Origin of the sequence: Pseudomonas sp. NPDC077451, from assembly GCF_044543345.1 — a bacterium.
Taxonomy (GTDB): domain Bacteria; phylum Pseudomonadota; class Gammaproteobacteria; order Pseudomonadales; family Pseudomonadaceae; genus Stutzerimonas.
The window spans coordinates 149,500-171,720 of sequence record NZ_JBITVX010000003.1 but is presented as its reverse complement, the minus strand read 5'-3'; the positions used below and the strand labels follow the sequence as shown (position 1 = coordinate 171,720).

The following is a 22,221-nucleotide window of genomic DNA, read 5'->3' as shown; positions in this document are numbered from 1 at the left end:
TCCTTACGTTCGTTTCGACGGCACGTCACGATCAGGCGAAAGACCACCTGGATCGTCATAACCTTCCTTGCGGCGTACCTCGTCATACCAGAGCCCATGATGATGGCGTGCCCAGGCGTGGCTTACACGGCCCTGGGTCATTGCGCGTACCGAGCCCTTCACCCAGATCGCCGAGTACACATGAATTACCAGCGTGATGATCGCGATGAAGGCGGTATAGGCATGGATGGTCACTGCCCAGCGCAGCGCCCAAACTGGCATCTCATCGGCGACCCAAGGCCGCCACAGGACGATGCCGGTCACCAGCAATACCGGCACGGTGGCGAGGAAGATCCAGTACACGAGCTTCTGCCCGGCGTTGTTTTTGCCCACTGGCGGCAATCGCTCGTCGCGGTTGCCCAGCACGTCGCGGATCTGCTTCATCCACTGCACATCGTGGCGACGAATCAGGTTGTCACCAAAGAAGCGCACAGCCTGGATGACGAAGAACAACGACATGAACACCCCAATATACGGATGCACGATGCGTGTGGGTTCCGGGCCGCCGAACAGCGCGGTGAGGCCGAAGAAGAATGGATAGAACAACGCCAACCCGCTTAGCACGAGCAACACGAAGCTGATCGCGATAAGCCAGTGATTTACCCGTGTCCACCAGCCATAACGCAGGATGCCGTGCTTAACATTGGAGTGGCTCATAGCCGGTCCTCCCCGCGCTTATCGATGTCGCGGGCGTCATGCGCTTTTACCGGATCAGGATCGTCCTCCGGCTCTTCTTTGGGCCCCTTCATCACGTAATGGAAGAACCCCGCCAGCACCGACATGCCCAAGGCCACCGACATGATCGGCTTGGTCACGCCCTTCCACAGTTCGACCGTCGGGGCGATGTGCGGATCGCGCGGCAGACCGCTGTAGATCTCGGGTTTATCATTGTGCTGCAGCACATAGACCACATGGGTGCCACCGACGCCAGGCGGATCGTAGATCCCCGCGTTTGCGTAGCCTCGCCCTTGCAGATCCGCGACGCGATGAGCACCGTAGTCGAGCATGTCTTCCTTGGTGCCGAACATGATGGCCGAGGTCGGGCAGCTCTTGACGCACGCCGGTTCCAGCCCGTTATAGACCCGGTCCGAGCACAGGGTGCATTTGTATGCCTTGTTGTCCTTTTTCGAGATTCGGGGAATGTCGAACGGGCAACCCGCCACGCAGTAACCACAGCCAATGCAATGCTCGGAGTTGAAATCGACGATGCCATTGGCGTACTGCACGATTGCGCCGGGCGAAGGGCATGCCTTGAGACAGCCCGGTTCGGCGCAATGCATGCAGTTGTCCTTGCGGATAAGCCATTCGAGATTGCCCTGCTCGTCCTCGTATTCCGAAAACCGCATCACTTCGAACGATTCCGGAGTCAGGTCCTGCGGGTTGTTGTAAGTGCCATCGCACTCCCCTACTTCATCACGAAGGTCGTTCCACTCCGAACAGGCAACCTGGCACGCCTTGCAACCGATGCACACGGACACATCGATGAGCTTGGTGACCTTCTCCACCCCGCCATGGCGGACTTGCGGAGAAGGTGTGGTGGTCGCCGAGCGGGCGATGATGTTTTGCAGATTGATCTGGTCGCCACGCATCAGACGATCCCTCCGACTTTTTCCACGTTCACCAGAAACGACTTGAACTCTGGCGTCTGGGTGTTCCCGTCACCCACAAACGGCGTGAGGGTGTTGGTGAGGTGCGCCTTTTTCGTAACACCTTTGAAGCCCCAGTGGATCGGGATCCCGATGTGATGGACCGTTCGACCATCGACCTGCAACGGCACCATGCGCTTGGTTACCACCGCCACAGCGGTGATAAATCCACGTTTGGACGTTACCTTGACCCGGTCGCCTGCGTTGATGCCCAGCTCGGCTGCCAGAACATCGCTCATCTCGATGAACTTCTCCGGCTGGGCGATGGCGTTGAGCCGCACGTGCATCGTCCAGTAATGGAAATGCTCAGTCAGTCGATAGGTCGTCGCCGCGTACGGGAAATCCTTGTTCGAGCCAAACGAATCGCGATCCTGCTCGAATACCCGGGCGATGGGGTTATGCAGCGCCAATGGGTTGTTGGGATTGAGCGGGTTACGGTCGATGGGCGTTTCCATCGGTTCGTAGTGCTCAGGGAGCGGCCCTTCGTTCAGCCATTCGCAGGAGAAGAAATGCCCTCGGCCGGTCTGTGTCACGATGAATGGCCCAACACCGGCTGACGGTGGCGTAAAGATCGGGTAGTCCGGCACGTCAGCGCCCGTCCAGCGCTCCCCGTCCCACCAGATAAATGCTTTGTTCGGAGCCCACGGCGTACCGTCAGGCCTTGCCGATGCGCGGTTGTACAAAAGCCGTCGATTCATCGGCCATGCCCACGCCCAGCCCAGCGTATTACCCGTGTGGTAAGGGTCCGAATTGTCTCGACGAGCCATCATGTTTCCGGCTTCGGTCCAGGCCCCGGAATAGATCCAGCAGCCGCACGCGGTTGAACCATCGGCACGCAGTTCGCTGAAATCCTGCAGCTGCTCTCCCTTACGCCGGATCACCTTACCGGTATCGTCGGAGATATCCGCCAGGGCCCGTCCGTTGTATTCCTTTGCCAGCTCGGAGGCCTTCGGGAAATCCGGAACCTTGTAGTTCCACTCAAGATTCAAGATCGGGTCTGGGAATGCTCCGCCTTCGACCTGATACAGGTGCTTGAGGCGCAGCATGACCTCGCCGAGAATCTCGGTATCGGTCATGGCTTCGCCAGGCCCGGGTGCCGCTTTCTCATGCCATTGCAGCCAGCGGGCACTGTTGGTGATGGATCCGTCGTCCTCGGCGAAGCAGGTGGTCGGCAGGCGGAACACCTCAGTGGCGATCTTCGACGGATCGACATCGTGGTATTCGCCGAAATTCTTCCAGAACTCACCGGTTTCCACCGTGAGCGGGTCCATGATCACGAAGTACTTGAGTTTCGACAGCCCGTCCAGAACCTTGGCCTTGTTCGGAAAGGCCGCCAGGATGTTGAAGCCTTGGCAGAAGGCGCCGGTCGCCTTGCCCAACGTCATGTCGTTAATGGCGTAGAGCACGTCATAGATCGGCTCGGAAAGCTTCGGCAACCAGTCGTAGCACCAGTTGTTCTCAGCCGTGGCGGCGTCGCCGTACCACTCCTTCATCATGCTGACGAAGAAGCGTTCGTAGAATTTCCAGTACGAGACCTCGCCCTCGAGCAATGGCGGCTTGACCCTAGTTTCCAAATAGTCGTCATAGGTCTGCAGGTCTGCCGACGGCAGGTTCATATAGCCTGGCAGCAGGTTTGACAGCAGTCCGATGTCAGTCAGGCCTTGAATATTGGAATGCCCACGCAGAGCGTTGACGCCTCCGCCAGGCATGCCCATGTTGCCCAGCAGCAGCTGCACCATTGCGCCACAGCGAATGATCTGCGATCCGATGGTGTGCTGCGTCCAACCCAGGGCATAGAGGATGGTCATGGTCTTGTCTGGCGCCGAGGTGGTCGCCATCAGATCCCAAAGTTCGAGCACCTTTTCCTGGGGCATGCCGCAAATATTTTCCACCTGATCAACCGTGTAGCGGCTGTAATGCTGACGCATCAACTGAAGCACGCAGCGCGGGTGCTCGAAGGTTGGATCAGTGCGGACAAAACCGTCCTCGCCGATCTCGAAGTTCCAGGTTTGGCGATCGTAGGTGCGGTCCGCCGGGTTGTAGCCGGTGAACAGTCCCTCCTCGAAGCCGAACCCTTCAGCCACGATCAGGCTCGCGTCGGTGTATTCGCGTACATATTCATGCGCAAAACGGTTGGTTTCGATCAGGTAGTTGATGAAACCACCAAGGAACGCGATGTCCGTCCCCGTGCGAATCCAGGCGTGATAGTCCGCCACCGCCGTGGTGCGGTTGAAGCGCGGATCGATTGAGATCAGCACGGCATTGCTGCGCTGCTTGGCATGCATGACCCAGCGGAAGCCTACGGGGTGTGCTTCAGCCGAATTGCCGCCCATCGACAGGATGACATTGGCATTGGCAATGTCGGTCCAGTGGTTCGTCATGGCACCGCGACCAAATGTTGGGGCAAGACCTGCCACCGTTGGTCCGTGTCAAACGCGCGCCTGGTTGTCGAGTTTGAGGATGCCGAGTGCTCGGGTGATCTTCTGCGTCAGATAAGCCGTCTCGTTGGTGCAAGCCGAGGCTGCAACCATCGACGTGGTCATCCAGCGATTGACCAGCCTGCCCTGCTCGTCATGGGTTTCGAAATTTCTGTCGCGGTCGTCCTTCATGTGCCGGGCGATGCGTGCGAACGCCTCATCCCAGCTGATGCGCTTCCACTCGTTGGTGTAAGGCTCACGAACCTCGGGGTATTTGACCCGCGACTCGCTCTTGATGAAGTCCAGCACGCCTGCCCCCCGAGGGCAAAGCGACCCTCGGCTGACTGGATGGTCCGGATCGCCTTCGACGTGGTAGATCTCGTCAATAACGTTGATCGCGCCATCACCACGCGAGTAGAGCAACATGCCGCAACCTACCGAGCAGTAGGTGCAGATGTTGCGGGTCATTTTGGCGCCGGTCAGTTTGAAGTGACGAATCGACGCGACGGCTTCATCAGGCGCAAATCCCATCATGGCCATGCTCGACGCGCCTACACCGGCCGCACCGAACTTCAGGAACTGTCGCCGGGATACTCGCACGGTCATCGGTATCTCCTGTTACTTATTATGTCTGCCCATCTAACCACATCGACTGAACCGCTCTGGAATGGTTCCTCCGGCGGGACAGACGGGGCGGCGTATTCGCTACGCCAGTACGAGGCTAGTCCAGTAAACCGGCCACAGACAGGTCACCCGTCGCGTCATTGACGCGCAGCGAGATCCTTCAACAGCTGCGCTGAAAGGCTCTGACGGGTCGAGCCGTAGTCGGCCCAGGGATCGAGCTTCAGCCTCTTGAGGCGTTCATGGAGATTGAGGATGTTCCACTGATCGGCGCCGCTTATCTGATCCAGCTCCTCCCGTGTGATGGGTACCGAGACGGGCAGCCCTGGGCGTGCTCGTGCGGAAAAAGCAGCAACCGTGCTAGCGCCTCGCTGGTTGCGCAGGTAGTCGACGAAGATCTTGCCGACCCGATTCTTCGGCCCCATCTTGGCGACGATCTGCTCAGGTGACTCTTTGGCCAGGCGAACCGTGACCATACGGGCGAATTCGTTGGCGCAATCCCAACTCTGACGACGATCGATCGGCACCACGACATGCATGCCGCGCCCACCGCTGGTTTTGATGAAGGCCTTGAGCCCGAGTTGATCAAGCAGTTTAAGGGTCATGTTCGTCGCCTCGACCATGCTTGACCACGGCAGCTCCGGGTCAGGATCCAGATCGAAGACCACCCGATCCGGCTTGTCGATGCGGTCGCTGCGTGCATTCCAGGTATGAAACTCGACGGTGCCCATCTGCACCGCCTCGACGACCGCGCTGATATTGTCCGCCTGGATCAGGCGCGCATGCTCCGGATCGAGGGACTTATCCAGCACGCGCATGTGCGGCATTTTCAGCCGCCCGCAGTGGCGCTGGAAGAAGCTGTCACCGCTGACTCCATCCGGCGCCCGGACAATGGACAGCGGACGCTTGGCCAGATGAGGTACGAGCCATTCGCCCACCGCCAGATAGTATTCAGCGAGCTGCAGCTTGGTGGCACCGCTTGCCGGATCGATGACACGTTGCGGATTACTGATGCCGATACCGCCCACATCGGGGCGATTTTTGGCAGTTTTTTCAGCCATGCACGCTCCTCATGAGCGTCAGCTCGCTTTCTTGCTGTTGGACTTGCTGGCAGCCGGCTTACTGGTGCTGGTCTTGCGGGCCGTCGAGGTTTTGCTGGTAGAGGATTTACTGGCTGCAGACTTGGCCGGGGCCTTCGATTTGCTGGCTGTAGTTTTGCTCGTGGTCCGCTTGGCAGACGATGCCTCTTCGCTGTCTTCGTCGTCGTCCACGTCTTCAGTCGGGGCAGCTTTCTTGGCGGATGATTTGCCGGCCAGGCTACGTTTAAGCAGTTCGGTCAGGTCGATGACATCGGCGCTGCGACGATCCACCGCTTCTTCGGGCCCACCCACAGCTTCGAGTTTGCCTTCGCGAGCCTTGGTCTCCACTAGATCCATGATCTGGTCTTGGAAGGTGTCCTTGTATTGCTCGGGGTTCCAGTCCTCACTCATGTCCTCGACCAGTCGCTTGGCCATGTCGAGTTCCTTCGGGTTGAGGTCGGCATTAAGCGCCTCGTCCTTCATTTCAAGGTACTCCACGCCCCTGACCTCATCGGCCCAGCGCAGCGTATTCATCACCAGTGCTTTGCCCAGCGGCATCACCACGGCCAGATGCTGCTTGTTGCGCAGCACCACGTTGGCGATGCCGACCTTGCCAGTCTGAGTCAGGGTTTCGCGCAGCAGCGCGTAAACCTTCTCACCCCGCCGATCCGGGGTGAGGTAGTAGGGTGTAGCGATGTACAGGAAGGAAATGTCCTTGGCGTCGACAAAGGCAACGATGTCTACCGTCTGCGTGGCTTCTGGGTGAGCGGCCTTGATCTCGTCATCGCTGATAACGACGTAGTTACCTTTTTCGTATTCCACGCCTTTGACGATGTTCTCGCTCTCGATGTCCTCGCCGGTGGTCTTGTTGATGCGCTTGTAGCCCACTCGGTCCATGCTGCGTTTGTCCAGCCAGTCAAAATCTATACCCGAGCGCGTGGTCGCAGGCACCAAGGCGACGGGGATATGAACCAGGCCGAAACTGACGGCGCCTTTCCAGATCGTACGGGGCATAAGCCTTCCCTCCTGTCGACAGTCGTTCGGTCAGCCGTTGACCACGGTGCCGCCGTTCACATGGATCACCTGACCGCTGACATAGGAAGCGTCGCTGCTGGCCAAATACACGTATGCCGGCGCGACTTCGTCGGGCTGGCCGGGACGCTCCATGGGCACGTTGGCGCCGAATTTTTCGACCTTGTCTTCGTCGAAGGTCGACGGAATCAGCGGCGTCCAGATCGGCCCGGGTGCTACGCCATTCACGCGAATACCTCGGTCGGCGATATTCATCGACAGCGAGCGGGTAAAGGCCGTAATGGCGCCCTTGGTGGATGAGTAGTCCAGCAGCTGTGGGCTGCCTTTGTAGGCCGTCACCGACGTGGTGTTGATGATCGAGGCGCCTTTTTTCAGGTTCGGCAGTGCAGCCTTGGTCATCTGGAACATGCCGAAAATGTTGGTGCGGAAGGTCTTCTCCCACTGCTCTTCGCTGATGTCTTCGAGCTTTTCCTGGGGATGCTGCTCAGCGGCGTTATTGACCAGAATGTCGAGCTTGCCGAAGGCACTCACCGTTTCGTCGATCACCTTATGGCACAAGTCGCGGTCGGCCACGTCGCCGGCGAAAGTCAAACATTTGCGCCCCTGCTCTTCCACTGCGCGCTTGGTTTCCTCTGCGTCCTGGTGCTGATCCAGATAGAGAATCGCTACATCGGCACCTTCACGCGCGAACAGCACCGCGACCGAGCGGCCGATGCCGCTGTCGCCGCCAGTGATGATTGCAACCTTGCCTTGGAGCTTGCCCGCCGCTTTGTAGTCCTCGCCACGGTACTCGGGCCTCGGGGTCATCTCGCTTTCTTTACCCGGTTCAGCCTGTTGCTGCGGCGGGAGCGTCTGGTTTTCGTCGGGCATGCCAAAATCCTCCGTCAAGGGATCAATACCTGTATTCGGAGGACTTGGCGCGGGCGGGAAAAGTTTCTATGAAGCGATGAGATGCCCCAATGCAGAGGCCTCGAAGAATCAATCGACGCGCAGTACGACCCGGCCGCGCGGGACACCGCTTTCGACGTATTCGTGGGCTGCCACTACCTCGTCGAAGCCGAAGACCTTGTCGACCTGCGGCGTGATCAGGCGGTCGGCTGTGAGCTGGTTGATGTGCAGCAAGGCATTCTCGACCGCCTCGCGGTTTTGCTCGATTCCCAGCTCGGGTTGCCCGGTGAAATCGCACAGGCAATGCAGGAAGAACTTGAAGTTCTTCTTGAACGCCGCGCAGGCTGGAAACGCAGTTTCGTTGCCACCATTGAGCCCATAAAGAATCAGCTTGCCACGCGGTGCGATAACGTCACCAAGCAGCTTCATCTGCGAGCCACCGCAACCATCGAGCACAACTTCGACGCCTGCTCCGCCGGTGATCTTTTGCAGCCGGCCGACGAGATCCTCCTCTTCGGTAACGATGACGGTCTCGGCCCCCAGCTCGCGCAGGAAGTCACGATCCTCTGCCGTGTCACAGGTGGCGATTACCCGTCCGCCAAGCGCTTTCGCCATTTGCACGGCCGAAGGACCGGTGCAATGCCGCGCTTCGGTCACCAGCACGTATTGTCCGGGCTCGAGCTGAGCCAGCTCGACCAGAGCGAAATACGAGACCAGCGCCGGCGTGTAATGCACACACGCCTCGGCGGCGCTGAGCATCTCCGGATGGTGGACCAAGGACGCCTGCGGCAGCAGCACCTGCTCGCCGTAGAGCGGGTACTGGTTGAGATCATGCGCAGGGAAACTGGCGACACGGTCGCCAATCGCGAAGCCGTCCACGTCCTCGCCCACCGCAAGCACTTCGCCAGCGATCTCGCTGCCGAGCCCGGCTGGGAGCTTGGCGTGACGCGGCGCCAGATCCTGCCGCCAGAGCACGTCATTCCAGCTGACGCCGATCGCCTTGACGCCGACAAGCACTTCGCCAGGCCCCGGCCGAGGGACTTCTCGCTGTTCGTAGCGCAATACGTCCGCGGGCCCGAACTGGTGGAAACGGATGATGCGGGACATGAAAAAGACCCCTCGATTACTACTGTGTCTGTGACTTTATCTGCAGTATTGGCACAACTCCAGCAGCGATCCCTGCATTCCGCTCGATAGTCGCCATGCGCGGGAATGATGATGTGCTGTATGTAAGGCCACTCCCACTGCTGCAGGTTTGTGTCATTGCAAAGCGGGAATGGACATGCCGACGTCACTCCGATCTGTCTAGAATGCAGACGCAACCCTCATTTCGGTCAGCCGCGCCTTATGTCTGACCACAGCTTGAAGTGAAAGGCATGAATCGCAACGACCTTCGCCGCGTAGACCTGAACCTGTTGATCGTCTTCGAAACGCTGATGCACGAGCGCAGCGTGACCCGTGCCGCGGAGAAACTCTTTCTCGGCCAGCCGGCGATCAGTGCTGCACTGGCGCGCCTGCGCACGCTGTTCGACGACCCGTTGTTCGTACGCACCGGCCGCAGCATGGAGCCGACTGCGCGCGCGCAGGAGATCGCCGGTCTGCTGTCGCCGGCGCTGGACTCGATCTCCACGGCTGTCAGCCGCGCCTCCACGTTCGATCCGGCCACCAGCGAGCTGGTGTTTCGTATCGGTCTGACTGATGAGGTCGAGTTTGCCCTGCTGCCCCAGTTGCTCAGGCGTGTGCGCGCCGAGGCGCCCGACGTGGTGCTGGTGGTACGGCGCGCCAACTATCTGCTGATGCCGGGCCTGCTTGCGTCTGGCGAGATCTCGGTGGGTGTCTGCTACACCGAGGAACTGCCGGCCAACGCCAAGCGCAAAATCTTGCGCAGGCCAAAACCGATGCTGCTCCGCGCAGACAGCATCCCCGGCCGCATGACGATGGAGGACTACTGCTCGCGGCCACATGCCATGGTTTCCTTTGCCGGCGATTTGAATGGCTACATCGATGACGAACTGGCGCTCCACGGCTGCAAACGCAAGGTCGTGCTCGCCGTACCGCAGTTCAACGGGCTGGCCAGTCTGCTGGCGGGGACTGACTTGGTGGCGACGGTGCCGGACTACGCCGCGGCAGCCCTTGCCGCTAACGGGGGTGTGCGTGCCGAGCCGCTGCCATTCGACACAAGCCAGGATTTCGAACTATCCATGGCCTGGCGCGGCGCCCAGGACAACGACCCGGCCGAGCGCTGGCTGCGTTCGCGGATCCAGATGTTCGTAGGCGACCCGGACAGTCTTTAAACCGCCATTGGTTCGCCTGCACTGCGCTAGCACACCGCTTGATGTGGTGGGCTGAAGCCCACCCTACCTGCTGATTGCTTTGCATTCGATCTTCCATTGGGGGCTGAAACCCACCTGTTATCAGTGCTTGCACATCCTCGTTGTAGGGTGGGCTTCAGCCCACCAGCCCGGCCGAAACCACGTCAGTCGAGGTCGGCACCAATGCCCCGACAATCCCTTGTTCACTTGATGAAACACCCCGCAACATCAGCGCGGATGATATTTACATTCGCCCAGTTCGATTTCTGCTTCACGAAGCCGCCCCGCACACTCCCGCCATCGATAAAAACCCGAGCTGCGGAGTCAAGCATGGAACGTCCACTCATAGCCTTGCGTTACCCACTGGTTGCGATTGCCGCTGCCCTCATCGGCGCTTGCGGGCAGGCACCTGAGGCCACCGAAGCGGCAATGCCCGCGCCAGCCGTAAGCGTTGCGACCGTCATCGAACAGCAGGTCACGGAGTGGGACGAGCTCACGGGCCGCCTGGAAGCGCCCGAGTCGGTCGATATTCGTCCACGCGTGTCGGGCTTCATCGACAAGGTCGCATTCGAAGAAGGCTCACTGGTGAAGAAAGGTGATCTGCTGTTCCAGATCGATCCGCGCCCGTTCGAAGCCCAGGTCAAACGCTTGCAGGCCGAGTTGCAACAAGCTCGTGCCACTGAGCGCCGGACCGCAAACGAGGCCGAACGCGGTGAGCGACTGCGCGCCAATAACGCTATTTCAGCTGAACTGGCTGATGCGCGAGCCAGCGCTGCCAGCGAAGCGAAGTCCGCAGTCGCAGCCATCCAGGCTCAGCTCGATGCAGCCAAGCTGGATCTCGGTTTCACCCGCGTCACTGCCCCCATCGATGGCCGCGCAGGTCGTGCGCTGATCACCGCGGGCAACCTGGTTAATGCTGGCGAAGCCTTACTGACGACGCTGGTCTCGACCGACAAGGTCTATGCCTACTTCGAGGCAGACGAACGCACCTACCTGAAATACCGCGAACTGGCCCGTGACGGTGAACGTGGCGAGGAAACCCCTGTGTACCTCGGGCTATCCAGCGAAGAAGGCCACCCGCATCTGGGGCACATGGACTTCATCGACAACCAGGTTGATCCCCGCACTGGCACCATTCGCGGTCGCGCCGTGTTCGACAACCGTGACGGCAGCTTCACGCCAGGGCTTTATGCGCGCCTGAAGCTGGTCGGCAGCGCCACCTACGACGCCGTCCTGATCAAGGATGTCGCGGTCGGAACCGATCTGGGCAAGAAGTTCGTCCTGGTCCTCGGGGAGGACGATACCGTCAATTATCGCTCCATCGAGCTCGGTCCGAAGCTTGAGGGCCTGCGCATCGTGCGCGACGGTCTGAAGGAAGGTGAAACCATCGTCGTGAACGGCCTGCAGCGCGTTCGTCCGGGCAACGCCGTGCAGCCCCAGAATGTGCCAATGGCCGACGCTGACACCCTCGCCGCGCTGAAAGAACAGAACCGTGCAATCTCCGCCGCGATGAAGCCGCAGGTGGTCGACCGCACGCTGGCGCGCGGACCGAACAGTTGATGATCAGCGTTCCGCTGACCCGCTGACCGGCGCCGAGGCGCCACCCCTTTAAAACTGATTCCGCCAGGGTGCGTCATGCGCACCCTCTCCCCCGGAGTGCGTCATGAATTTCTCTCAGTTCTTCATCCAGCGGCCAATCTTTGCGGCGGTGCTGTCGCTGATCATCCTGATCGGTGGTGCCATCTCGCTGTTCCAATTGCCGATCAGCGAATATCCCGAGGTGGTGCCGCCGACGGTGGTGGTCCGCGCCAGCTTCCCAGGTGCGAACCCCAAAGTCATCGGCGAAACCGTCGCGTCGCCACTGGAGCAGGCCATCACCGGCGTCGAGGGTATGCTCTACATGTCGTCCCAGGCGACCGCCGATGGCAAGCTGACCCTGACCATTACGTTTGCGCTGGGAACCGATCTGGACAACGCCCAGGTGCAGGTGCAGAACCGGGTTACGCGCACCCAGCCAACGTTGCCGACCGAAGTGCAGCGCCTCGGTGTCACGGTGGACAAGGCCTCGCCGGACCTGACCATGGTTGTGCACCTGACATCGCCGGACGAACGCTACGACATGCTCTATCTGTCCAACTATGCGGCGCTCAACGTCAAGGACGAGCTGGCGCGGCTGGACGGGATTGGCGATGTGCAGTTGTTCGGCATGGGCGATTACTCGCTGCGCGTCTGGCTAGATCCAAACAAGGTGGCCTCGCGCAACCTCACCGCAACTGACGTGGTCAATGCAATCCGCGAGCAGAACCGCCAGGTTGCGGCGGGTTCGCTGGGTGCACCACCCGCACCGGGCGCGACGGACTTCCAGTTATCGATCAATACCCAAGGCCGACTGGTTAGCGAAGAAGAGTTCGAGAACATCATCATTCGTGCCGGCGAAGACGGCTCGATCACTCGCCTGCGGGACATCGCACGTATCGAACTGGGTTCCAGCCAGTACGCGCTGCGCTCTCTGCTCAACAACCAGCCTGCCGTGGCCATTCCGGTGTTTCAGCGCCCTGGCTCGAACGCAATTGAAATCTCCGATTCGGTACGTGCTCGCATGGCCGAACTGAAGAAGGATTTCCCCGAAGGCGTGGACTACGAAATCGTCTACGACCCGACCATCTTCGTGCGCGGCTCCATCGAGGCGGTGGTGCATACCCTCCTCGAGGCCATTGTGCTGGTGGTGCTGGTCGTGATTCTGTTCTTGCAGACCTGGCGCGCTTCGATCATTCCGCTGGCCGCCGTACCGGTGTCGCTGATCGGCACATTCGCGGTGATGCACATGCTGGGCTTCTCGCTCAATGCGCTGTCGCTGTTTGGCTTGGTGTTGGCGATCGGCATCGTGGTGGATGACGCCATCGTCGTGGTGGAAAACGTAGAGCGGAATATCGGCCTCGGCAAGTCCCCGGTCGAAGCCACCAAGCAAGCGATGAAGGAAGTGACCGGCCCAATCATCGCCACCGCGCTCGTGCTTTGCGCCGTGTTTATCCCGACCGCGTTTATTTCCGGCCTCACCGGGCAGTTCTATCAGCAGTTCGCGTTGACTATTGCCATTTCGACGGTCATTTCCGCCTTCAACTCGCTGACCCTATCTCCAGCCTTGGCGGCCGCATTGCTGCGCAGCCATGACGCGCCGAAAGACGGTTTCTCGCGGTTGCTGGACAAATTGTTCGGTGGCTGGCTGTTCGCGCCGTTCAACCGCGTTTTCGAGCGCGCGAGTCACGGCTACGTCGGTGCGGTTAAACGCATCCTGCGCGGCAGCGGCATCGCCCTGGTGGTGTATGTCGGCCTGGTCGGTCTCGGATACCTGGGATTCGCCAGCACTCCGACCGGTTTCGTGCCGCCGCAGGACAAGCAGTATCTGGTGGCCTTCGCTCAACTGCCGGATGCCGCCACGTTGGATCGCACCGAAGACGTCATCAAGCAGATGTCCGAGATCGCAGGCAAGCACCCCGGCGTAGAGAACACCATCGCTTTCCCTGGTCTGTCGATCAATGGGTTCACCAACAGCCCGAACAGCGGCATCGTTTTCGTTGCGCTGAAGGACTTCGACCAGCGCAAAGAAGAAAACATGTCCGCTGGTGCTATCGCGGGCGAGTTGAACGGTCAGTTTTCCGGTATTCAGGAAGCCTACCTCGCGATCTTCCCACCGCCACCCGTACAAGGGCTGGGCACCATCGGCGGCTTCCGCGTGCAGGTGCAGGACCGCGGCAACCTCGGCTACGAAGAACTGTACAAGCAGGTGCAGAACGTCATCGCCAAGAGCGCGGACTATCCCGAGCTGGCCGGGCTATTCACCAGTTACCAGGTAAACGTGCCGCAGATCGATGCCGACATCGACCGGGAAAAAGCCAAGACTCACGGCGTGGCTATCGATCAGATCTTCGACACCATGCAGGTCTACCTCGGCTCGCTGTATGCCAACGACTTCAACCGCTTTGGCCGCACCTATCAGGTCAACGTCCAGGCTGAGCAGAAGTTTCGCCTGACGCGCGACCAGATCGGTCAGCTGAAGGTGCGCAACAACCGTGGCGAGATGGTGCCCCTGTCGACCTTCGTCAAGGTCAGTGACAGTTCCGGCCCGGATCGCGTGATGCACTACAACGGCTTCCTGACCGCTGAAATCAACGGTGCGGCCGCCCCCGGCTACAGCTCCGGTCAGGCCGAAGCGGCGATGGAGCGGCTGCTGCAAGCTGAGCTACCGAACGGCATGAGCTTCGAATGGACCGAGCTGACCTATCAGCAGATCCTGGCTGGTAACACCGCGATGTTCGTCTTCCCGCTCTGCGTGCTGCTGGCCTTCCTGGTATTGGCGGCGCAGTACGAAAGCTGGAGCCTGCCACTGGCGGTGATTCTGATCGTACCGATGACGCTGCTCTCGGCCATCACCGGGGTGATCCTCTCTGGCGGCGACAACAACGTGTTTACCCAGATCGGCCTGATCGTCCTCGTTGGCCTGGCATGCAAGAACGCGATTCTTATCGTCGAGTTCGCCAAGGACAAACAGGAAGAAGGCATGGACCGTCTATCCGCTGTGCTCGAGGCCTGCCGCCTGCGACTGCGCCCGATTCTGATGACCAGCTTCGCGTTCATCATGGGTGTGGTGCCGTTGGTGCTCTCCTCCGGCGCTGGTGCTGAGATGCGTCACGCCATGGGCGTTGCGGTGTTCAGCGGCATGCTCGGGGTGACCTTCTTCGGCCTGTTGCTGACGCCGGTGTTCTACCTGGTCATACGCGCCTACGTTGAACGGCGCGCAGAGAAAAAAGCGGTACTGAAGGAGTCGCACGCATGAAGGCTGTCATTTCCACTCCGTTACTGCTTGCGGCTGTTCTCGCCCTGAGCGCCTGCGCAGTGGGGCCGGATTACCGCGCCCCGGAGGTTGCGCCCGCACAGATTGAGCGTGCTGCGGCGGCTGGCTTCGATCAGTCACGATTCCAGGCAGCCTGGTGGCGCCAGTTCGATGATCCGACGCTCGACGCACTGGTGGGTGAAGCGTTGGCCGAGAACCGCGAACTGCGCATCGCCTTCGCCCGCCTCCGCGCCGCTCGTTCGATTCGTGATGATGCGGCCAACGATCGCTTCCCTACCGTCACTGCTGGAGCTAGCGCCGAATATGGCGAGGCTCAGCAGCCTGGCTTCGGCGAGGAGCGCAGCAGCATCGAGCGCTACGACCTGGGTCTGGACATGGCCTGGGAACTCGACCTGTTCGGCCGGGTGCAGCGACGCATCGAAGCCAGCGAGGCGCAGAGTGAAGCTGCGGAAGCGGAGCTCTACCAGCTACAGGTCAGCCTGATCGCCGAACTGGTCGATGCCTACGGCCAGCTGCGCGGCGCGCAGTTGCGTGAACGCATCGCCCGGGAAAACCTTGAGAATCAGCGCAACTCGCATCGCCTGACCGAACAGCTGCGCGACGCTGGCGTAGGTAGCGAACTTGACGTACTGCGCGCCGATGCACGGCTGGCGGCAACCGAGGCCAGCTTGCCGCAACTGCAGGCGCAGCAGAGCCGTGCGACCAATCGCATCGCAACCCTGCTCGGTCAGCGCGCCGATAGGCTGAGTATCGACCTCACGCCGCGTGAGTTGCCTGCCATCGCAAAGGCGCTGCCGATCGGTGATCCCACCGAGTTGCTGCGTCGCCGACCGGACATTCTCGCGGCCGAACGGCAGCTGGCAGCGGCGACTGCCAACGTGGGCGTAGCGACGGCTGATCTGTTTCCGCGGGTAAGCTTGAGTGGTTTCCTGGGCTTTATTGCGGGGCGCGGTTCGCAGATCGGTTCGAGCGCGGCTCAGGCTTGGGGCGTTGCACCGAGCATCACCTGGGCAGCATTCGACATGGGCAGCGTTCGCGCCAGATTGCGCGGTGCGAAAGCGGACGCCGAGGGTGCGTTAGCCAGCTACGAGCAGCAGGTTCTGCTGGCGTTGGAGGAATCGGAGAACGCCTTCAGTGACTATGCGAGAGCTCAGGAGCGGCTGCTCGCCCTGTTGCGCCAGTCCGGCGCCAGTCGCGCTGCAGCGGAGCAAGCAGCGATCCGCTATCGGGAAGGCACAGTGGATTTTCTGGTGCTACTGGATGCCGAGCGTGAGCGCCTGGCTGCAGAGGATGCCCAGGCTCAGGCTGAAGTTGAGGTCTATCGTGGCGTCGTAGGCCTTTACAAGGCACTCGGCGGCGGTTGGCAGCTGGCCAACGGCTGATCGGCAACGGCTCTGCGCTGCTCTGCAGCCTAGCAGCGCAGAGCTGTCCCTATCGGCGGTGAAAGTGTGACCTGTTGCAACTCCCGCTGCCTCAATTATGAATTCTATGAGAAAGCCCTTTTTACGGTGCGGCTTATTTGGCATAACGCTTCGTTGAAGCTCAATCACATCTGCGTCTCGGATGTCATGCCAACCCACCAAAAAAAGAGCCTTTTCATGATCAAGCCGATCATCACCCTCGCCGGCCTGGTGCTGGCGTTGACCGCGACCGCGGTCGAAGCTGAGCCGATCGTCATCAAGTTCTCGCACGTCGTCGCTGAAGACACCCCGAAAGGCAAGGGTGCCCTGCTGTTCAAGAAACTGGTTGAAGAGCGTCTACCCGGCCAGGTAAGCGTCGAGGTCTACCCTAACTCGATGTTGTTCGGCGATGCCAATGAGCTCGAGGCGTTGGCCAACGACGAGGTGCAGCTGCTAGCACCTTCATTAGCGAAGTTCGAGAAGTACAGCAAGCAGGTGCAAGTATTCGACCTGCCGTTCCTGTTCGATGACCTAGAGGCCGTCAACCGTTTCCAGAAGCGCGCCAAGGGACGCCAACTACTGCGCTCGATGGAGAAGGAGAACATCACCGGTCTGGCTTACTGGCACAACGGCATGAAGCAGCTCTCGGCAACAAAGGCGCTGCGGCTGCCAAACGATGCAATGGGACTGGCTTTCCGTATCCAGCCGTCCGCCGTTCTGGAGTCGCAATTTGCACAGGTCGGAGCGCCGACCAAGAAGATCCCTTTCGCCGAGGTCTACGCCTCGCTGCAGAACGGGACCGTTCAAGGTGCAGAAAACCCCTGGTCGAACATCTACAGCAAGAAGATGCACACGGTGCAGCCTTACATCACCGAATCCAACCATGGCGTGCTCGACTACATGCTGGTGAGCAATACGCGGTTCTGGTTCGGCATACCGCACCAGGTGCGCACTGAGTTGGAAGGCATTATCGACGAGGTCACCTTCGAGGTTAACCGCGCTGCGGAAGAAGCCAACCAGGCCGACCGCGAGCGTATCCGCAAGGCAGGCACGTCCGAGATCATCGAACTGACCCCGGAACAACGCGAAGTCTGGCGTGAAGCCATGCGGCCGGTGTGGCAGGAATTCGAACCGGTGATCGGCGCCGATATCATCAAGGCAGCACAAACGGTTAACCGCAAGCAGCGCGACTGACCTCCCCGCCTCACCTTCCAACCGCGGCAGCAACGCCGCGGTTTCCCCAACGCCGCTCGGCGAGATGACCGACCCACCTATACGCAGCGCACCCTCCAGCAGCCACGAATGTCATTTGGGTCCGCACGTTGGCGCCGTTGTGATCAGCGTTCAGGCGTCTCTAGCAGCGGTTCGAAATCCAGCTGCGCTTCTTCCCAACCACCGCCCAACGCTGCGATCAGTTGTACGCTGGCAGCGAGTTGATCGCCCAGCAGGGTCAGGTAGGTGCGCTCGTTGTTCAGGGCGCTGGTTTGCACGGTGGCGACGCTGAGGAAGTCGACTGTACCGGCGCGGTACTGGTTCTGGATCAGACGTAACGATTCCTGCGCGGCTTCCAGCGCTTGCCGTTGAACCACCGCTTCGGCGGCGAGGACGCGCAATTGCACCAGGTTGTCCTCAACCTCACGAAAGCTGTCGAGCACGGTCTGACGGTAATTGGCCACTGTCAGGTCATAGTTGGCCTCTGCCGCTTCGAGGTCGGCACGCCGGCCACCGAAATCAAGCAGTGTGGCGGCCAGCTGCGGGCCTAATGACCAGAAGCGGTTGGGTAGACTGATCAGGTCGCTAAAGCTGCTGTTTCGATAGCCACCGCTCGCGCTCAGGGTCAGGTCCGGATACCAGGCGGCTTCGGCCACGCCAATTTGCGCGTTTGCCGCAATCACTTGCCGTTCAGCCGACGCGATATCCGGGCGGCGTTCGAGCAATTGCGAAGGCAGGGCCAGCGGCACTGTTGGCAAATCGGGGATTTCATCACGTTCCTCAATGTCCAGCTCCGACGGGGGTACCCCAATCAGCACCGCAATAGCGTGCTCCATCTGGGCCCGTTGCCATTGCAGGTCTATGGCCTGAGCCTCCGTGCTTCTGAGCTGGGTCAGCGCCTGGGTCACATCTGACTTGGGCACGATGCCCGCACGATACTGGTTTTCAGTGAGGCGCAATGATCGCGAAAAGGCTTCGACCGTCTGGTTCAGTAGCCGCTGCTGTTCGTCCATCACGCGCAACCGCAAATAGGTCTGGACTAGTTCGGATTGCAGGCTCAGCCGCACAGCAGCGAGATCCGCAGCTGATGCCTGCATATTGGCTCGATTGGCTTCAAGGTTGCGCCGCAGACGGCCCCATATATCCAGCTCCCAGGCCGCATCGAGCCCCACGCTGTAACTCTCGCTGATGCCGCTGAAGCCGCTTCCGCTCTGTGCGGCTGAGCTGGCCGAACTGCCCTGTCCGGCACGCGTCGCGCCTGCGCTGCCCCCCACTGTCGGGAACAGCTGAGAGCGAGCCCCCCGCACCAGCGCGCGCGCTTGTCGGTACTGCGCTTCGGCCGCCGCCAGGTTCTGGTTGGACACGTTCAGCCGTTCGACCAATGCATCCAACTTCGCATCACCGTATAGCCGCCACCAACTGCCGCGCTCCAGTACGTCGGCCGGGTTGGCGACCTTCCAACCTTCGGCCCGCTTGAATTCCGCGGCCATTGGCAGCTCGGGGCGCTGGTAGTCAGGACCCAAGGTGCAGGCACCTAGAGAAAAAGTCATGACGACGATGGCCAGCGGGCGTAGGGAGTTTTTCAGGTACAACGAACTCATAGCGGACTTTCCAGAGCGGCGTCGGTGCGTACACCGCGCCAGCGGTTGAAACGGTGGCGCGCGCGGTCCAGATAGAGGTAGACCACCGGCGTGGTGTAGAGCGTTAGGATCTGGCTGAGGATCAGGCCACCAATGATGGTCAGGCCCAACGGCTGGCGCATTTCTGCCCCCTCCGCGCCCCCGAGCAGCAACGGCAATGCGCCAAGGATCGCCGCCATAGTGGTCATCAGGATCGGCCGAAAACGCAACAGGCAAGCCCGGCGAATCGACTCGTCCGGCGCTAGATGATCGTTACGCTCGAACTGCAGCGCCAGATCGATCATCAGAATCGCGTTCTTTTTCACCACTCCGATGAGCAGGAACAGCCCGAGCAGCGAAATCAGGCTGAACTCTTCGCCCGTCAGAATGATGGCCAGCAACGCGCCAACACCGGCTGAAGGCAGTGTGGACAGGATCGTCAGCGGGTGGATGTAACTCTCGTACAGAACACCCAGCACGATATAGACGAGCAGCAACGCGCCCAGAATCATCAATGGCTGGCTGTCCTGCGTAGACTGGAAGACGTCACCCGTGCCGCCCAGGCGGCCCTGGACCTCGCTCGGTAGACCGATCGCTGCAACGGCACGCTCGATCGCCCGCGTCGCCTGGTCCAGGCTGACGCCGGGCGCCAGGTCGAAATCGATGTTCTCGGCGGCAAACTGCCCGTCGTGACTGACGCTGTCCTCTTCCAGGCTCCGCTCGTAACGTGCGAAGGCTGCCAGCGGAACACGCCGACCATCGCTGGTGATGACCTGTATCTGCTCCAGTACCTCGGGATGTTGGGCGTAGCTTGGATCGATCTCCATCACCACTCGGTACTGGTTCAGCGATTCGTAGATGGTAGAGATCTGCCGCTGGCTGAAGGCATTGTTGAGCATCGTCGTCACAGTGCTCATGTCGATGCCGAGCCGCTTGGCGGCATCGCGGTCGATCTTCAGGCTGATCTGCTGTGCGCCCTCGCCTTCATTGGCGTCGATGCTGGTCAGCTCTGGCAAGGCCATCAATGCTCGGGTCACTTGCGGCACCCAGGTTCGGAGATCGGCCAGATCGCTGGCCAGCAGGTTGTAGGAATAGGCCGAACTGCTCTGCCGACCGCCCCCGAACTGCAAATCCTGATCGGCCATCAGAAACATCCGGCCACCCGGTACCTTCGGCTGGTTCTTGCGGATACGCTCGATCACTTTTTGCGCAGAAATCTTGCGTTCATCCAGCGGCTTGAGCCGGACGATCATGAAGGCATTGTTGATGCCGCCCTGCCCGCCAATGAAGCCTGCCACGCTTTCCACGGCCGGATCGGCCAGCACCGCCTTGCGGTAGGTCTCCATCTTCGGCTGCATGACCTGGAACGACAGGCCGTCGTCGCCGCGAATGAAGCCGGTCAGTTGGCCGGTGTCCTGTTGCGGGAGAAAGGTTTTCGGAACCTGGACATACAAAAAGACGTTAAGGCCGATGGTCGCCAGCAAGGTAAACAGCGTGATTCTATGATGCCGCAGCGCCCAGCCTAGGGACCTGTCGTAATGGCCTAACAACCACTGGTGGGCCTTGTGGCTCCAGCGATACAGACGGCCGTCATGCTCGGGCTGATGAGGCTTCAACCAGCGCGCACAGAGCATTGGCGTCAACGTCAGCGAGACCAGCAGCGAGACCAGAATCGCCGCAGCCAGGGTGATGGAGAACTCGCGGAACAGCCGCTCGACAATGCCGCCCATGAACAGGATCGAGACGAATACGACCACCAGCGAGAGATTCATCGACAACAGGGTGAAGCCCACCTCGCGCGTACCGATATAGGCGGCACGCAACGGCGGAACCCCCTCGTCGATGTGCCGAGCGATGTTTTCCAGGACCACGATAGCGTCATCCACCACCAGCCCGGCGGCGAGGATCAAGGCCATCAGCGACAGCACATTAAGCGAGAAGCCGAACAGGTACATGACGGCAAAGGTGCCAACCAGCGACACCGGAACTGCCAGTGCCGGAATCAGCGCGGTACGCAACCGGCCAAGAAAGAGAAATACCAGCACGATCACCAGGCCCACCGCGATCAGCAAGGTCCGTTCGGCCTCGTGGAGGGTGGCACGGATGACCGGCGAACGATCCATCGCCACTGCCATGTTGACGCTACCGGGCACGATCGCCTGCAGTGCCGGCAGCTCGTTGCGGATGCCCTCGATGGTTTCGATGATATTGGCGCCGGCCTGTCGGTTGATCACCAGCAGTACGGCACGGTCGTTGTTAAAGAAACCGTCGTTGTAGCGATCTTCTACCCCATCTTTGACCTTCGCCACATCGCTCAGGCGCAGCGCCGCGCCGTCCTGATAACGGATGATCAGCGGCAAATAGTCAGCGGCTTCATGCAGTTGGTCGCTGGCCTGCACCTGCCAGTGGCGATGGTCGTCTTCGACCATCCCCTTGGGTCGCCGAACATTCGCATTGGCGATGGTATCGCGCACCTCATCGAGCGAGACGCCGTACTGCTCGAGCTGCTGAGGCTGCAGCTCGACCCGCACCGCCGGCAACGAACTCCCGCCCACCTGCACCTCGCCCACGCCAGGAACCTGCGACAACCTCTGCGCCAATATTGTCGAGCCGATGTCGTAGAGCTGCCCCTTGTTGAGCACGTCGGAGGTTAGCGACAGCACCATGATCGGCGCTTGTGCAGGGTTGATCTTGCGGTAGGTCGGCATGCTGCGCATCCCGCTGGGCAGCAGATTGCGCGAAGCGTTGATTGCCGCCTGAACATCGCGGGCGGCACCATTGATATCCCGCTCAAGATCGAACTGGATAATGATGCGTGTCGAGCCCTGACTGCTGCGACTGCTCATCTGGCTAACGCCGGCGATGCTCCCAAGGGAGCGCTCCAACGGCGTCGCCACGCTGGATGCCATGATTTCAGGGCTGGCGCCGGGCAGGCTGGCCTGTACCGTAATCACCGGGAAATCCATATTCGGCAGCGGCGATACCGGCAACAGACCGAAGCTGACCCCACCCAGCAATAGAATCGCCAGGCTTAGCAGCATGGTGGCGACCGGACGCGCGATAAAGGGGGCGGACAGGTTCATGGCTTAAAGGCCAGGGAAGGC

Annotated in this window: 14 protein-coding genes; 5 read left to right on the top strand and 9 right to left on the bottom strand. The window is 60.6% G+C overall.

Annotation, left to right across the window (positions count from 1 at the left end):
* Nucleotides 1-3: 3 nt before the first annotated feature.
* From ACIGHL_RS07325 to ACIGHL_RS07295, 7 genes are all read right to left on the bottom strand, one after another.
* The gene (locus tag ACIGHL_RS07325; RefSeq protein WP_128121268.1) at nucleotides 4-696 is read right to left on the bottom strand and encodes a formate dehydrogenase subunit gamma; all 693 of its coding nucleotides are present in this window, start codon (nucleotides 694-696) and stop codon (nucleotides 4-6) included.
* A complete protein-coding gene (fdxH, locus tag ACIGHL_RS07320) occupies nucleotides 693-1,628 on the bottom strand; it encodes a formate dehydrogenase subunit beta (protein WP_128121269.1) in 936 nt (311 codons plus the stop codon). Before fdxH ends, ACIGHL_RS07325 begins: the two co-directional genes overlap by 4 nt.
* Entirely contained in the window at nucleotides 1,628-4,702 is a 3,075-nt protein-coding gene (gene fdnG, locus ACIGHL_RS07315) for a formate dehydrogenase-N subunit alpha (protein WP_181690031.1), read from the bottom strand. The genes fdxH and fdnG overlap by 1 nt, the downstream gene beginning before the upstream one ends.
* Before the next feature lie 161 nt (nucleotides 4,703-4,863).
* Nucleotides 4,864-5,784 carry a non-homologous end-joining DNA ligase gene (ligD, locus tag ACIGHL_RS07310; protein ID WP_128121272.1) on the bottom strand — a complete coding sequence of 307 codons (921 nt, stop codon included), beginning with the start codon at nucleotides 5,782-5,784 and terminating at the stop codon, nucleotides 4,864-4,866.
* A gap of 18 nt (nucleotides 5,785-5,802) precedes the next feature.
* Entirely contained in the window at nucleotides 5,803-6,816 is a 1,014-nt protein-coding gene (gene ku / locus ACIGHL_RS07305) for a non-homologous end joining protein Ku (protein ID WP_128121273.1), read from the bottom strand.
* A 30-nt stretch (nucleotides 6,817-6,846) separates the two neighbouring features.
* Entirely contained in the window at nucleotides 6,847-7,704 is an 858-nt protein-coding gene (locus ACIGHL_RS07300) for an SDR family oxidoreductase (RefSeq protein ID WP_128121274.1), read from the bottom strand.
* A 108-nt stretch (nucleotides 7,705-7,812) separates the two neighbouring features.
* Nucleotides 7,813-8,829 (bottom strand): zinc-dependent alcohol dehydrogenase family protein, encoded by a 1,017-nt coding sequence (locus ACIGHL_RS07295; protein ID WP_128121275.1) that lies wholly within the window; start codon nucleotides 8,827-8,829, stop codon nucleotides 7,813-7,815.
* 269 nt (nucleotides 8,830-9,098) lie between these two features.
* Here ACIGHL_RS07295 and ACIGHL_RS07290 point away from each other — a divergent pair, with 269 nt between their 5' ends.
* The 5 genes from ACIGHL_RS07290 to ACIGHL_RS07270 all read left to right on the top strand — a co-directional run bounded on the left by ACIGHL_RS07290 (nucleotide 9,099) and on the right by ACIGHL_RS07270 (nucleotide 17,480).
* Nucleotides 9,099-10,016, top strand: a complete 918-nt coding sequence (locus tag ACIGHL_RS07290) for a LysR family transcriptional regulator (protein ID WP_045427440.1) — start codon at nucleotides 9,099-9,101, stop codon at nucleotides 10,014-10,016.
* 348 nt (nucleotides 10,017-10,364) lie between these two features.
* Nucleotides 10,365-11,594: a multidrug efflux RND transporter periplasmic adaptor subunit MexE gene (mexE, locus tag ACIGHL_RS07285; protein ID WP_128121276.1), complete on the top strand. Its 1,230-nt coding sequence runs from the start codon at nucleotides 10,365-10,367 to the stop codon at nucleotides 11,592-11,594.
* A gap of 103 nt (nucleotides 11,595-11,697) precedes the next feature.
* A complete protein-coding gene (locus ACIGHL_RS07280) occupies nucleotides 11,698-14,868 on the top strand; it encodes an efflux RND transporter permease subunit (protein ID WP_216706837.1) in 3,171 nt (1,056 codons plus the stop codon).
* The gene (locus ACIGHL_RS07275) at nucleotides 14,865-16,268 is read left to right on the top strand and encodes an efflux transporter outer membrane subunit (RefSeq protein WP_128121277.1); all 1,404 of its coding nucleotides are present in this window, start codon (nucleotides 14,865-14,867) and stop codon (nucleotides 16,266-16,268) included. Before ACIGHL_RS07280 ends, ACIGHL_RS07275 begins: the two co-directional genes overlap by 4 nt.
* 219 nt (nucleotides 16,269-16,487) lie before the next feature.
* Nucleotides 16,488-17,480, top strand: a complete 993-nt coding sequence (locus ACIGHL_RS07270) for a TRAP transporter substrate-binding protein (protein ID WP_128121304.1) — start codon at nucleotides 16,488-16,490, stop codon at nucleotides 17,478-17,480.
* A gap of 143 nt (nucleotides 17,481-17,623) precedes the next feature.
* Here ACIGHL_RS07270 and ACIGHL_RS07265 read toward each other — a convergent pair whose 3' ends face one another.
* Entirely contained in the window at nucleotides 17,624-19,099 is a 1,476-nt protein-coding gene (locus tag ACIGHL_RS07265) for an efflux transporter outer membrane subunit (protein ID WP_128121278.1), read from the bottom strand.
* The gene (locus ACIGHL_RS07260) at nucleotides 19,096-22,200 is read right to left on the bottom strand and encodes an efflux RND transporter permease subunit (RefSeq protein ID WP_128121279.1); all 3,105 of its coding nucleotides are present in this window, start codon (nucleotides 22,198-22,200) and stop codon (nucleotides 19,096-19,098) included. The genes ACIGHL_RS07265 and ACIGHL_RS07260 overlap by 4 nt, the downstream gene beginning before the upstream one ends.
* Nucleotides 22,201-22,221 lie beyond the last annotated feature (21 nt).